Genomic DNA, 13,264 nt, shown 5'->3' with positions numbered 1-13,264 from the left:
ATGCCGGGCACAATAGTTCGAAAGTACGCCGCAGGCGCCACTTTCAGGGGCGCGGGGAACTGCGCGACAAGCCACAACGGGCCGTCAGCCGCGATGACCGCACCCCTTACGGCGCTACCGCGTCACGCACGCCCCGCGGCCTTCTGGCTCCGCCGGGACACGGAGTCGATGACAACCGCACCCAACAGCACCGCACCAGTGATCATGTACTGGATCGACGTGTTCATGTTCAGCAGGTCCAGACCCGTCTGGATCGACTGGATCACCAGCATGCCCAGCAGCGCCGACCACACGTTGCCCCGCCCACCGAAGAGGCTGGTGCCACCGATGACCGCCGCCGCGATGGCCAGCATCAGCGTGTTGCCGCCGCCGGCGTTCAGTGTGGCGGACGCCGTTACGCCGGCGAAGAACATGCCGCCGACCGCCGCGAAGCCGCCGGAGATCGCGAACACGCTGATGCGGACCATCGGCACGCTGATACCGGCACGACGGGCAGCCTCGATGCCGCCGCCCACCGCGAACACCTTGCGGCCGTACGTCGTACGACGCAGCACGAAGTCCACGATCACCAGCGTCGCCAGGAAGATCACCAGAGAGTTGGAGACACCCGCGGCGTTGTTCAGCACGGCCGCGGCCACGAAAGAAGCGACCGCGAGCGCCCCCACACGAAGCAGGATCTCGCTGTTCGGCCGGAACGGCACACCAGCCGCCCGGCGGCGGCGCTGCTCACCGAAGTTACCGACCAGGGACAGCACGACCGCGAGAGCGGCCAGCAGATACGCCCCGATGATGGCCTGGTCCATGAAGAAGGAGCTCTTGCCCAACAGGTGCACCGGACCACTGTCCGACGGAATGTTGATGGTGCCGCTGGAGCCCAACAGCCACAGCATCAGGCCGTTCCAGCCGAGGAAGCCGGCCAAAGTGACGACGAACGCCGGTACGCCGATCTTCGCGAAGAACCAGCCGTGCAGCGCTCCGATGGCGACACCGGTAAGGATCGCCAGGATCAGCGAGAGCCAGGCGTTCATGCCGTGGTTCACCACGAACACGGCGAACAGCGTGGACGCCAGACCGCTGACCGAACCGACCGACAGATCGATCTCGCCCAGCAGCAGGACGAACACCAGGCCGATGGCCAGCATGCCGGTGGCCGACATGAAGTAGCTGATGTCGGAGAGGTTGCCGGCGCTCAGGAACAGGTCGTTCTTCAGCTGGAAGATCGTCCAGATGACGATCAGGCCGACGACGACCGGCAGCGAGCCCAGCTCACCGCCCTTCACCTTGCGCTTGAACTCGGTGACATAGCCCTTGAGGCCCTCGTCGCGGACCAGCAGACGCGGGTCGACGACGGCCACCGGCGCCGCGGTCGGGTCGTCGGCGGGTGCCACCGTGTTCTGGTGCTCCGCCCCTGGGTCGGGCTTCACGGTCTTGGACGTGTCGCTCACTTTGCCGCCTCCGTGTCGCGACGCCCCGCACGACGGGTCACGGCGTTGTCCGTGGCTCCGGTGATCGCGGCGATGATCTCTTCGTGGCTCGTGGTCTTCACGGGGAAGGAACCGTTGTTCTTGCCGAGGCGCAGGACGTGGACGGTGTCCGCGACCGCCTTCACGTCGGCCATGTTGTGGCTGATGAGGATGACGCCGAGGTTGCGCTCGCGCAGCCGCTCGACCAGGTCGAGGACCTGGGCGGTCTGCTCGACACCGAGGGCGGCGGTGGGCTCGTCGAGGATGACGACCTTGGGGTCTCCGATGAGGGCGCGCGCGATGGCGACGACCTGGCGCTGACCGCCGGAGAGGCTGGCGATCGGGATGCGCACGCTCGGGATACGGATGGAGAGGGTGCTCAGCAGTTCCCGGGCGTTCTTCTCCATCGACACCTCGTCGATGACACCGCGGTGCAGCAGTTCACGGCCGAGGTAGAGGTTGCCGACCACATCGAGGTTGTCGCACAGGGCGAGGTCCTGATAGACGGTCGCGACGCCGAGTCCCTGGGCGTCGTGGGGCTTGTTGATGCTGACCGGGTTGCCCTCCCACTCGATGACTCCCTCATCGATGGGGTGGACGCCCGCGATCGTCTTGACCAGGGTCGACTTTCCTGCGCCGTTGTCGCCCACCAGGGCGACCACTTCTCCGGGGTGGACCTCCAGCTCTACGTCGGTGAGGGCCTGGACCGCACCGAACCGCTTGGAGACTCCGCGCAACGCCAACACGGGCGTAGCGGACACGTGAACCATCTCCTTCGCCGCCTGACCGGCGGGGATGCCGCGCTTGGGGAAGGCGCGGAGGGGTGTGCTCTAGGCACTGGTTTACAAGATGAACATGCGCGCATCCGCTGCCGATGGCAACGGTTCCGCCCGACACCCGGCCCGGCAGCGGGGTATGAAGGCCGGGCCGGGCGTCGGACAGGTTTTGTGGGGCCGCCGGGCGGTCATGTCCGGGTGGGTGCTCCCGTGGTGCTCGTCGAGCACGCGTGAGCGCCCACCCGGGGACCGGCGGCCTTGGTGCGCCTGTCGGCTACTGAAGACCGGCGGTCTTGCAGGCGGCGGCGAACTCGCCGGTGCAGATCTCGGCGACGGTGTAGAGCTTGTCCTTGACGACCGTGTCCGCGATGTTGGCCTTGGTGACCGACACCGGGGTCAGCAGCTGCGAGGGGACCTTGTTGCCGGAGCCGCTGGTCAGGGTCTCGGTGGCGAGCGAGTCGATGCTCTTGCCGTCGAGCAGGTTGACCGCGATCTGGGCGGCGGCGTCGGCCTCCGGCTTGAAGGCCTTGTAGACGGTGCTGGACTGGGTGCCGGCGACGATGCGCTGGATACCCGCGAGCTCCGCGTCCTGACCGGTCAGCGGGATACCGCTGATGCCCGCGCCCTTGAGGGTGTTGGCGATGCCACCGGCCATGCCGTCGTTGGCGGCGTAGACGCCCGCGATGTTCTTGGCGCCGAGCTGCGTGATGGCGGCGGACATCTTCTGGGCCGCGACGGTGTCCTTCCACAGGCCGGACTGCTCGTAGGCGATGTCGACCTTGCCGTCGAGGGCTTCGTGCGCGCCCTTCTTGAACTGACCGGCGTTCGGGTCGGCGTCGTCACCGTTGATCATGACGATCTTGGACTTCGGGGTCGCCTTGGCGCCGAGGGAGGTGAGCAGGGCCTCGCCCTGGAGCTGACCGACCTTGACGTTGTCGAAGGAGACGTACGCGGAGACCGGGCCCTGGGCCAGACGGTCGTACGCGACGACCTTGATGCCCTTGTCGACCGCCGTCTGGATGGACGTCTTGATGGCGGCGGAGTCCTGGGCGCTGACCACGATCACCTTGACACCCTTGGTGATCATGCTGCTGACCTGCTGGGCCTGCTTGGCGGCGTCCCCGGCGGCGTTCGCGTACTCGACCTTGCAGTCGGAACACAGTTCCTTGACCTTGGCCACGAAGAACGGCTTGTCGAACTTCTCGTAGCGCGCCGTCACGCTGTCGGGGAGCAGCAGACCGATGGTCTTGTCGCCGCCCGAGCTGCTGCTGTCGCTGTCGGACTTGTCGTCCCCGGCCTTGCCGCAGGCCGCCACGGCAAGGGCCATGGATACAGCAGTGGTACCGATCACGACTCTACGCATCATCGCGTTCATTCTGGTGGTGCCTCCCTGACAGGGCCGCAACGCTGCGGCCGAGGTGGCTGGAAGTCAACTCGGCCACACGTGCGACGTCAAGAAGTAAATCCTTAACGGGTTGGCAACGGCTTTGTTCGTTCTCTAGGTGAAGGCAGGAGTCGCCGCATGCAGCGTGCCGTCCAAAAGGGTCGAATCGCCCATCTCGCTCAACGCGAGAGCGAGCGCTCCGAGCACCTCCGCACGACCTCCAAGTGCCCCCGGAAGAACGGACAGTTGACGTGCCGCGCTGGGGATCGCATAGCGGCCGACAGACTCTCTTATGGGACCGAGCACCAGCTCACCGGCCTCGGCGAGATCACCGCCGAGAACCACTCTGCTCGGGTTCAGCAGATTGCAGAGATTGGCGACTCCACTGCCGATGTGTCGGCCGACGTCGGCGATCACGCGACGGCAGCCAGGGTCGCCGTCCCGCGCCAGCCGCACGACACCTTCCATGGTCAGGTCGGTCCCGTGGCTGGACTGGAGGAGCGGCAGCACGTAACGAGCCGCCGCGAAGGTCTCCAGGCAGCCCCGGTTTCCGCAACGGCAGACGGGGCCGGATTCATCAAGAGTAATATGCCCGATTTCTCCCGCTGTGCCACCCGGGCCACGGTAGATCTTGCCGCTGATCACCAGACCGGCCCCCACACCACTCGCGACCTTGATGTACGCCAGGTCGCGCACCCCCCGCCCGCTGCCCCAGACCAGCTCACCCAGGGCCCCCAGGTTGGCGTCGTTGTCGACGTGCACCGGCACGTTCAGGCGCCCGCGCAGCTCCTCTCCCGGCCTGGTCCCGATCCAGCCGGGCAGTATGGCGCTGGAGCCCAGGGTGCCCGACTCCACGTCGATCGGACCCGGTACACCCAGGCCCACACCGGCGATCTTCGACCGGTCGACGCCCGTTGCTGCGATCAGGCGATTGACCAGCTCTTCGGCCCGGTCGAAGCCCTGCGCGGCCGAGGCGTCCACGTCCACCGGCTCGGACTCCTCGGCCAGCACCTGATGGGCCAGGTTGCCGATCGCGACCCGTAGGTGCGTGTGCCCGAAGTCGACGCCGATCACAATCCCGGCGTCCCCGCTCAGCGAGACGGCCCGGGCCCTGCGGCCACCCGCCGAGGTGGGCGTGACCTCGACCGTTCCGCCGTCCTTCAGCTCCCGCACGATGTTGGACACCGTGGCCGCGGACAGACCGGTGCTCCTGGCGATCTCGGCCTGCGTCAGCGACCCGGCCAGGCGCACGGCCCGTACGACCCGTTCCAGGTTGGCTCGGTGCAGTGACGACTGCGATCCCGGAGTCTCCACGACGACCTCCTGCGCGCGGGACCGCTTCGATGAGGCCCCGTCTATGTCCAACTAGTGAACTCTAAGATGAGCCGTTCGGGTCGCCTCCCGTCAAGAGGTTGAACTGCATCCGGGGTCTTGTGCGCATAGGGACGCGCGTGCACGGTTTGTGGCATGCACGCGCGCGTACGGGGGCTGAACAACAGGTTCCGGTTACTTCAGCGCGCCCGCCGTGAGTCCGGTCACCACCTGACGCTGGAAGACGATGTACGCGGCCAGCACCGGCAGCATCGCCATCACCAGGCCGGCGAAGAGTCCCGACCAGTCGCCCTTATAACCCTGGCTGGCGGCCAGCTGCACCAGACCCTGGGTGAGGACCCGCTTGTCCGGGTCGGTGTTGAGCACCGTCGGCAGCATGTACTGGTTCCACTGGCCGAGGAAGTTGAAGATGCCCACGCTGATCAGCCCGGGCTTGGCCATGGGCAGCATGATCTGGAAGAACGTCCGGGAGTGCGAGGCGCCGTCGACGAAGGCCGCCTCCGCCACCGAGCCCGGCAGGGTCCTGAAGAACGCGGTCAGGAAGAAGACCGTGAACGGCAGCGAGTAGGCGATGTAGACCAGGATCAGCCCGTGGATCGTGTTCAGCAGGCCCATGTTGTTCACGACGTAGAACAGCGGGACCAGCGCCAGCATGATCGGGAAGCTCATGCCGCCGACGAACAGGTAATAGATGAACCGGTTGCCCGGGAAGTCGAAGCGGGCCAGGACGTACGCCGCCATCGAGCCCAGCACCAGCGTGCCGACGAGCGAACCGCCCACCACCAGGATGGTGTTGAGGAAGTAGTCGCTCATGTTGGCGTCGGTCCAGGCCCGCGCCCAGTTGTCGAAGTGCAGCTTGTCCGGCAGGGACCAGGGCGAACTGAAGATCGCGTTGTCGTCCTTGAAGGACGTCATCACCGCCCACAGCAGCGGCATCGCAACCATGAACGCCCAGAGGACGAGCATGCCGTGCGAGAAGACGTTGAGGACCCTGCCCTCCTTCTTCTCCCGCCCCTCCTTCCCGGCCGCGTTCTCCTTGCGCACGGGTCCTCCTGAGTGCTGGGGAACCGTGTCCGGCGGGGTGCTGTCGGTCGTCTTCATATGTGTCAGTACTCCAGCCGCTCGCGCCGGCCCAGCCGCATCACGAGGGCCGCGAAGGCCAGCGTGACGACGAGCAGGGCGACCCCGATGGTGGTTGCGTAGGCGGCCTGACCGTCGCGGAAGGCCTTCTGGTAGACGTACAGGACCATGACGGTCGTCGAGTAGTCCGGGCCGCCTGGGCCGGTCGTCATGATCTGGACGACGGCGAACGACTCGGCGCCCAGCGCGAGGATGCCCATGTAGACCCAGCCGGACTGCACGGTGTCCCACAGCAGCGGCAGGGTGATCCGGAAGAACGTGGTGGCCCGGCCCGCGCCGTCGAGCAGCGCGGCCTCGTACAGGTCGGCCGGGATGGACGCCATGCCCGCGGAGAACAGCACCACGAAGAAGCCGACCGTCGACCAGACCAGCACCGCCATCACACACCACAGGGCGAGGCTCGGATCGCCCAGCCACAGCGGCTGGACACTGTCGAGGCCGATGCCGCGCAGCAGCGAGTTGATCGAACCACTGTCGGGGTTGTACGCGAACGCGAACAACAGCGCGACGATCGCGATCGACAGCACCTGCGGAAAGAAGTAGACGATTTTGTAGAAGGAGGAACCGCGGACGCCCGAAATCACCGGTCCACCGCGGCGGCGCTTCCCGCCCACATTGATCATGAAGGCGAAGAACAGCGCCAGACTGATCGTCACCAGCGGCAGCACCAACGCGAACAGCAGGCTGTGCTGCAACGACTTCCAGAAGATGTCGTCGTCGAACATCCTCTTGTAGTTGTCGAGGCCCACCATCTTGAATTCCGGGCTCAGTCCGGTCCAGTCCGTGAACGAGTAATAGATGGACTGGATGAACGGCCAGATGACAAACAGTGCGTACAGCCCCAGAGGGACCGCCAGGAATCCCACGATGAAGCGGTACTTGCCGTGCTGCATTACCACAGACCCCGTTCCGTGCGCGGGTGCCGCCGCTGGTGACAGATCATCGACTTCGGATCACTGGTGCTTGTAGTGCTTGATCGACGTGTCCTTCGCGGTCTCGTCGGCGTAGCCCTGGATCTTCTTGATGGCCTCGGCCGGGGTGAGCCGTCCCGCCATCATCTCGCCGAGCCCGGACACCCCGATCTTCTCCTTCTGGAGCTGCACGTACCAGTCCTGCAGCCGCGGGTTCACCACGTTCTGGCCGGCCTTCTCCAGCGCCGCCACACCGGACTTGAGGCCCGGCGTGAGGGTGATGCCGTCGGTGCCGCCGTTGTACGCGGTGAGCGACTTGACCTTGGTGGTGAAGTTCTTCGAGGAGGCCTCACTGAGCATGATGCGCAGCTGCTCCATGCCGCCCGCCGTGTTCTTCGCCTTCGCCGGGACGATGAACGGTTCGCCGCCCGAGGCCCAGATCGTGCCGAACGGCAGCTTGTCGGAGCTGTCGATGCCGGTCGGCGCGGAGACGGCAAGGTCGAAGTCGGCGGGGATGACGTTGGCCGACTCGTTCTCGACCCAGGAGCCGTTCGGGATGAACAGCGCCTTGCCCTTGGCCCACGCGGTCTGCGACTGGATGTGGTCGAGACCGGGGGTGCCCTTGAGGACGTACCCCTTCTTGTAGAGCTCGTAGTACGCCTCGAAGCAGGCCTTGACAGCCGGGTTCTTCCAGGCGTTCGGCTCCAGGTTGTCGATGGCGTTGAGGACCTCGACGCCGCCGACCTTGCCGATCATCGCGTAGAGCGAGAAGGGCAGGTAGTACGGGTACTTGCCCGCGTAGGTCCAGCCGGCGATGCCCTTTTTCTTGGCCTTCTCGCACACGGCGAGCATCTCGTCCCAGGTCTCCGGGTACGTGGCGTCGAGGTTGTCCAGGGCCTTCTGGGAGTACCAGACGCCGTACACCGTGTAGGCGTAGTACATGATCCAGACCGGGTCGCCCTCCAGCTGGCCCATCTCGACGATGCCCGGCCGCAGTGTGTCGCGGACCTTCTTGTTCGGGTCGTCGAAGGACGGGGCGTCGAGCAGTGGGGTGAGGTCGGCGAGCTGGTTCTTGCCGGCCAGGACACCCATGTCCATCTGCTCGGCGCCGGAGTTGTCGATCAGGTCCGGCGGAGTCCCCTGGTTGAAGCGGGGCTGGAGCGTGGACTGGATCTTCTGGGTGGCGGAGAACTTGACCTTCGCCTTGGGGAAGTTCTGCTCGTAGACCTTGACCGCGTCCTCGGCGTACTCCTTGCCGAAGCCGCCGTCGAAGAGCACGAACTCCAGCTGGGCGGTGTCGTTGACGGCCAGCGGGTTCTGGGCGGTCTTCTTGCCCGCCTTGGCCTTGTCCTCGTCTCCTCCGCCGCTGCTCGCACAGGCGGACAGGAAGCTCATCGTGGGGACGGAGACCAGGCCGAGTGCCGCGGACCGCAGAATCAGGTCGCGGCGGCCGAGGCCGTTGACGGGGGTGGTGCCGGTCATGCGCTCGGGGGTGCGGCTCTCGTCGGAGGTGGATCCCATGCTCAAGTCCTCGCCTTCTCCAGGACTCAGGCGGTGAACCGGATCCTCCCGGCACCGCGATCGGGTCGAACTGGGTCGTGCAGGAAGTACTTAGTGCGTGATGTGCCCTGATCGGAGGAAAAACCCGGTAGGCCGCGCGTTCGGCACGTCAAACCACCCTTCCGGCTCCCCTCGCACCGGGCGTCGACCGGTCGAACAGTGGCAGATGCCGACAGGTATAGTCCACTTCCCGTCAAAGGGGCAAGATCGAATGCAGGGTTGGCCGCGGGTCTTTTCCGAGTTGAGACCTCGCGGAAATATGTGGACCGGGCCCATCTCTTTGCCTGGGAAATTCGCGATATTGGGCCCGAATGCCACACCCAACACCCTTGACACCACTGGTCACTTCACTCCCTACTGGTTCCTGCGCAGCCAAGGTGACAACGTTGTCCAGCGGTAGGGAGGGTGCTCTCGTATGCGGCAGGGAGTTCGGTACAGGGCTCGGTACGGATGGGCGTTCGGATCAATTCCGGCCATCGCTGCGATGTTCGCACTGGTGATCGGCGGGCAGGGTGCGGCGACCGCTCTGCCGGGCCGCGCACCGGCCGCCGACCAGGAGTTCGTCTCCTCGTTCGAGGCCGGTGACGCGGCGCCGGACTGGCTGAACACTGTCGACACCGGGCCGGACGGCACGAAGCGGGCCTCCGGTGTCGACGGCGGGTACAGCAGCGGCATCCCGGGCAACGCGACCGATCACGTGACCGACGTACGGGCGAGCGGCGAGAACACCGGCGGGGGCGAGGTGAAGGAGAACCTCGTCGACGGGGTGCCGGGCACCAAGTGGCTCACCTTCGCGCCGAACGGCTGGGCGGAGTTCGACCTGGACGAGCCGGTCAGGGTCGTCACCTACGCGCTGACCTCGGCCAACGACCACGCCGAGCGCGACCCCGCCGACTGGACCCTCCAGGGCTCGGCGGACGGTACGACGGGCTGGCGGACCCTCGACACCCGCGCGGGTGTGTCGTTCACCGAGCGGTTCCAGACCAGGTCGTACGACCTGTCGTCGCCTGCCGCCTTCCGGCACTTCCGGCTCGACATCGGACGCAACAACGGGGGCGCCATCACGCAGCTCGCCGATGTCCAGTTCTCGACGGGCGGCGGCGACGCGCCGGTACCCCGGGACATGCTGTCGCTGGTCGACAACGGCCCGAGCGGCTCACCGACCGCGAAGGCCCGCGCCGGTTTCACGGGCAAACGGGCGCTGCGGTACGCCGGTACACACCGGGCGGACGGGCGGGCGTACTCGTCCAACAAGGTGTTCGACGTGAACGTGGCCGTCGAACCGGACACCGAACTGTCGTACCGGGTCTTCCCGTCGATGGCGGACGGCGATCTCGACTACGACGCCACGAACGTGTCGGTGGACCTGGCCTTCACGGACGGCACGCTGCTGAGTGAGCTGTCGGCCCTCGACCAGCACGGCTTTCCCCTGACGCCCCGGGGGCAGGGCGCGGCGAAGGGGTTGTACGTCAACCAGTGGAACCATGTGGCCTCGCGGATCGGGACGGTGGCGCGGGGAAAGACCGTCGACCGGGTGCTGGTGGCGTACGACTCGCCAACCGGGCCCGCGAGGTCCCGCGGCTGGCTCGACGACGTGGCGCTGCGGACCGTCGCTCCCGAGCCGCCACGGGAACACCTGTCCGACTACGCGGTGACGACGCGGGGCACCAACTCCAGCGGCGGCTTCTCGCGGGGCAACGACTTCCCGGCGACAGCCGTGCCGCACGGTTTCAACTTCTGGACGCCGGTGACCAACGCGGGCTCGCTGAGCTGGCTGTACGACTACGCGCGGGCCAACAACGCCGACAACCTGCCGACGATCCAGGCGTTCAGCGCGAGTCATGAGCCGAGTCCCTGGATGGGTGACCGGCAGACCTTCCAGGTGATGCCGTCCGCCGCCGCCGGCACCCCGGACACCGGCCGTGCGGCACGGGCGCTGGCCTTCCGGCACGAGAACGAGACCGCCCGGCCCTACTACTACGGGGTGCGGTTCGAGAACGGCGTCAAGGCCGAGATGACGCCGACCGACCACGCGGCGGTCCTGCGCTTCACCTACCCCGGCGCCGACGCGAGTGTCCTGTTCGACAACGTCACCGACCAGGCGGGCCTGACCCTCGACCCGGAGAACGGCTCCTTCACCGGCTACTCGGATGTGAGGTCGGGGCTGTCGGCGGGGGCGACCCGGCTGTTCGTGTACGGGGTGTTCGACGACGACGCGGTGGTGACGGAGGGGTCGTCGAGCGGGGTCAAGGGCCGTCTCCGGTTCGAGCCGGCGCCGGACGGGACCGTGACGCTGCGGATCGCCACCTCACTGATCAGCGTCGAGCAGGCCAAGGCCAATCTGCGGCAGGAGATTCCGGACGGTACGTCCTTCGAGGCGGTACGGGCCGGCGCGCAGCGGCAGTGGGACGGGCTGCTCGGGAAGGTCGAGGTGGAGGGGGCGACGCCGGACCAGCTGACGACGCTGTACTCCAGTCTGTACCGGCTGTATCTCTACCCCAACTCCGGCTTCGAGAAGGTCGGTTCGAAGTACCAGTACGCGTCTCCGTTCTCACCGATGCCGGGCCCCGACACCCCGACGCACACCGGGGCGAAGATCGTCGACGGCAAGGTGTACGTCAACAACGGCTTCTGGGACACGTATCGGACGACCTGGCCGTCCTACTCGCTCCTGACACCTCGTCAAGCGGGCGAGATGGTCGACGGGTTCGTGCAGCAGTACAAGGACGGCGGCTGGACCTCGCGGTGGTCCTCCCCCGGGTACGCGGACCTGATGACGGGGACCTCGTCGGACGTGGCGTTCGCCGACGCGTATGTGAAGGGCGTCGGTTTCGACGCGAAGTCGGCGTACGACGCGGCCGTGAAGAACGCCACGGTCGTGCCCCCCATGTCCGGCGTGGGCCGTAAGGGCATGGCGACCTCGCCCTTCCTCGGCTACACGAGCACCGAGACGCGCGAGGGCCTGTCGTGGGCGCTGGAGGGCTACCTCAACGACTACGGCATCGCCCGGATGGGCCAGGAGCTGTACCGGCAGACGGGCGGGCAACGGTACAAGGAGGAGTCCGAGTACTTCCTCAACCGGGCCCAGGACTATGTGCGGTTGTTCGACAGGAGGGCCGGCTTCTTCCAGGGGCGGAACGCGCGGGGCGACTGGCGGGTGGAGTCGTCGGCGTACGATCCGCGCGTCTGGGGCCACGACTACACGGAGACGAACGGCTGGGGGTACGCCTTCACCGCCCCGCAGGACAGCCGGGGTCTGGCCAATCTGTACGGCGGCCGGGCAGGCCTGGCGGACAAGCTCGACGCCTACTTCGACACCCCGGAGACGGCCTCACCGGAGTTCGTGGGCTCGTACGGCGGGGTCATCCACGAGATGACGGAGGCCCGGGACGTCCGGATGGGCATGTACGGCCACTCCAACCAGGTTGCCCACCACGTCACCTACATGTACGACGCGGCCGGCCGGCCCTGGAAGACGCAGAAGAACGTCCGCGAGATCCTCTCCCGCCTCTACACGGGCAGCGAGATCGGCCAGGGCTACCACGGCGACGAGGACAACGGCGAGCAGTCGGCCTGGTACCTGTTCTCGGCGCTCGGCTTCTACCCGCTGGTCATGGGCAGCGGCGAGTACGCCGTCGGCTCCCCGCTGTTCACGAAGGCGAAGCTGCACCTGGAGAACGGCCGGGACCTGGTGGTCGAGGCCCCGGACAACAGCGCCCGGAATGTGTACGTGCAGGGGCTGAAGGTCAACGGCCTTCCGTGGACGTCGACTTCGCTCCCCCACTCGATCGTCTCCCAAGGTGGAACCCTGGAGTTCGACATGGGCCCCGAACCGTCGAACTGGGGGGCGTCCAGGAACGCGGCGCCGGTCTCGATCACCCAGGACGACGAGGTGCCGACACCACGGGCGGATGTGGTGGAGGGTGAGGGCGCGCTGTTCGACAACACGTCGGCGACGGACGCGACGGTGAGGTCCGTGAGCCTGCCGGTCGCCGGTGCGACGAAGGCCGTTCAGTACACGCTGACGTCCTCGGACCGGACCGAGGCCCCGACGGGCTGGAAGCTGCAGGGTTCCTCCGACGGCACGAACTGGGCGACCCTGGACCGGCGTTCGGGCCAGTCGTTCCGGTGGGACCGGCAGACCCGGGCGTTCTCGGTGGCTTCCGGGGGCTCGTACGAGCGGTACCGACTGGTCCTCGACGGTGAGTCGACGCTGGCGGAGGTGGAGTTGCTGGGCTGACCACCACGTCCAACGCCCGCTTCACCAGTCAGGGATCGGGGAAGCGGGCGGGGAGGCGGGGCAGCAACCGGCGCAGGGCGTCGGCGTGTTGGTGGACGCGCTTGAGCATGGAGCGCCGGTTGTGGACTGAGCGGGGTACGTCCTGAGGTGGGCCGCAACCGGTGGCGGTGTAGATGTCCTCCAGCCACACAGCTCGTCCCCTCGTACCGTCCGGCGCGATCGGGTTCAGATGTGTCGACACGCCGGGTTCAGGTCGTCCCGAGTGGATCCAGAGGCACACCTCCAGATCCGCGCGGCGGTAAGTCAGCCCCAAGTGGTCCTCGTTCGGCTCGGCGAAACCCTCGTTTTCGACGAGGAACGCGAAGGCAACACGCGCCTCGGACCTGAACTCCGCAGGAAGGTTGGGCCGTTGCCCCATCCAACGATGGTTGCGCGCCACGCCGTGTCCCACAAGAGGC

At 67.0% G+C, this 13,264-nt stretch carries 9 protein-coding genes; 1 reads left to right on the top strand and 8 read right to left on the bottom strand.

The annotated features are described in order from the left end of the window. Nucleotides 1–122: 122 nt before the first annotated feature. The 7 genes from PV734_RS33830 to ngcE all read right to left on the bottom strand — a co-directional run bounded on the left by PV734_RS33830 (nucleotide 123) and on the right by ngcE (nucleotide 8,527). A complete protein-coding gene (locus PV734_RS33830; RefSeq protein ID WP_319095930.1) occupies nucleotides 123–1,445 on the bottom strand; it encodes an ABC transporter permease subunit in 1,323 nt (440 codons plus the stop codon). Beyond that, the gene (locus PV734_RS33825; protein ID WP_078507121.1) at nucleotides 1,442–2,233 is read right to left on the bottom strand and encodes an ATP-binding cassette domain-containing protein; all 792 of its coding nucleotides are present in this window, start codon (nucleotides 2,231–2,233) and stop codon (nucleotides 1,442–1,444) included. Before PV734_RS33825 ends, PV734_RS33830 begins: the two co-directional genes overlap by 4 nt. A 280-nt stretch (nucleotides 2,234–2,513) precedes the next feature. Then, complete coding sequence (locus tag PV734_RS33820; protein ID WP_319095960.1) at nucleotides 2,514–3,602, bottom strand: sugar ABC transporter substrate-binding protein; 1,089 nt, start codon at nucleotides 3,600–3,602, stop codon at nucleotides 2,514–2,516. Nucleotides 3,603–3,737: 135 nt separating this feature from the next. After that, nucleotides 3,738–4,937, bottom strand: coding sequence for an ROK family transcriptional regulator (locus PV734_RS33815; RefSeq protein WP_319095931.1), 1,200 nt, complete (start codon nucleotides 4,935–4,937; stop codon nucleotides 3,738–3,740). A gap of 192 nt (nucleotides 4,938–5,129) precedes the next feature. After that, entirely contained in the window at nucleotides 5,130–6,056 is a 927-nt protein-coding gene (locus PV734_RS33810) for a carbohydrate ABC transporter permease (protein WP_319095932.1), read from the bottom strand. Nucleotides 6,057–6,061: 5 nt separating this feature from the next. Then, nucleotides 6,062–6,988, bottom strand: coding sequence for a sugar ABC transporter permease (locus PV734_RS33805; RefSeq protein WP_319293394.1), 927 nt, complete (start codon nucleotides 6,986–6,988; stop codon nucleotides 6,062–6,064). Between the two features lie 60 nt (nucleotides 6,989–7,048). Then, a complete protein-coding gene (gene ngcE, locus PV734_RS33800) occupies nucleotides 7,049–8,527 on the bottom strand; it encodes an N-acetylglucosamine/diacetylchitobiose ABC transporter substrate-binding protein (RefSeq protein WP_319293393.1) in 1,479 nt (492 codons plus the stop codon). A 523-nt stretch (nucleotides 8,528–9,050) separates the two neighbouring features. Here ngcE and PV734_RS33795 point away from each other — a divergent pair. Further along, complete coding sequence (locus tag PV734_RS33795) at nucleotides 9,051–12,806, top strand: GH92 family glycosyl hydrolase (RefSeq protein ID WP_319293392.1); 3,756 nt, start codon at nucleotides 9,051–9,053, stop codon at nucleotides 12,804–12,806. A 28-nt stretch (nucleotides 12,807–12,834) separates the two neighbouring features. On the opposite strand, the gene PV734_RS33790 is transcribed toward PV734_RS33795, so the two are convergent. Next, on the bottom strand, nucleotides 12,835–13,224 hold the full coding sequence (locus tag PV734_RS33790) for a hypothetical protein (protein ID WP_319293391.1): 390 nt from the start codon (nucleotides 13,222–13,224) through the stop codon (nucleotides 12,835–12,837). Nucleotides 13,225–13,264: the final 40 nt, after the last annotated feature.

Origin of the sequence: Streptomyces sp. AK08-02 (assembly GCF_033795085.1) — a bacterium.
GTDB lineage: Bacteria > Actinomycetota > Actinomycetes > Streptomycetales > Streptomycetaceae > Streptomyces > Streptomyces echiniscabiei.
This window is presented reverse-complemented; position numbering and strand designations above follow the sequence as displayed.

What these genes read in the sequence shown, in the direction of transcription:
- PV734_RS33810 (WP_319095932.1), bottom strand. Translation starts at nt 6,056, where the DNA reads ATGAAGACGACCGACAGCACCCCGCCGGACACGGTTCCCCAGCACTCA.
- ngcE (WP_319293393.1), bottom strand. Translation starts at nt 8,527, where the DNA reads ATGGGATCCACCTCCGACGAGAGCCGCACCCCCGAGCGCATGACCGGC.
- PV734_RS33820 (WP_319095960.1), bottom strand. Translation starts at nt 3,602, where the DNA reads ATGCGTAGAGTCGTGATCGGTACCACTGCTGTATCCATGGCCCTTGCC.
- PV734_RS33805 (WP_319293394.1), bottom strand. Translation starts at nt 6,988, where the DNA reads ATGCAGCACGGCAAGTACCGCTTCATCGTGGGATTCCTGGCGGTCCCT.
- PV734_RS33795 (WP_319293392.1), top strand. Translation starts at nt 9,051, where the DNA reads ATGTTCGCACTGGTGATCGGCGGGCAGGGTGCGGCGACCGCTCTGCCG.
- PV734_RS33825 (WP_078507121.1), bottom strand. Translation starts at nt 2,233, where the DNA reads ATGGTTCACGTGTCCGCTACGCCCGTGTTGGCGTTGCGCGGAGTCTCC.
- PV734_RS33790 (WP_319293391.1), bottom strand. Translation starts at nt 13,224, where the DNA reads ATGGGGCAACGGCCCAACCTTCCTGCGGAGTTCAGGTCCGAGGCGCGT.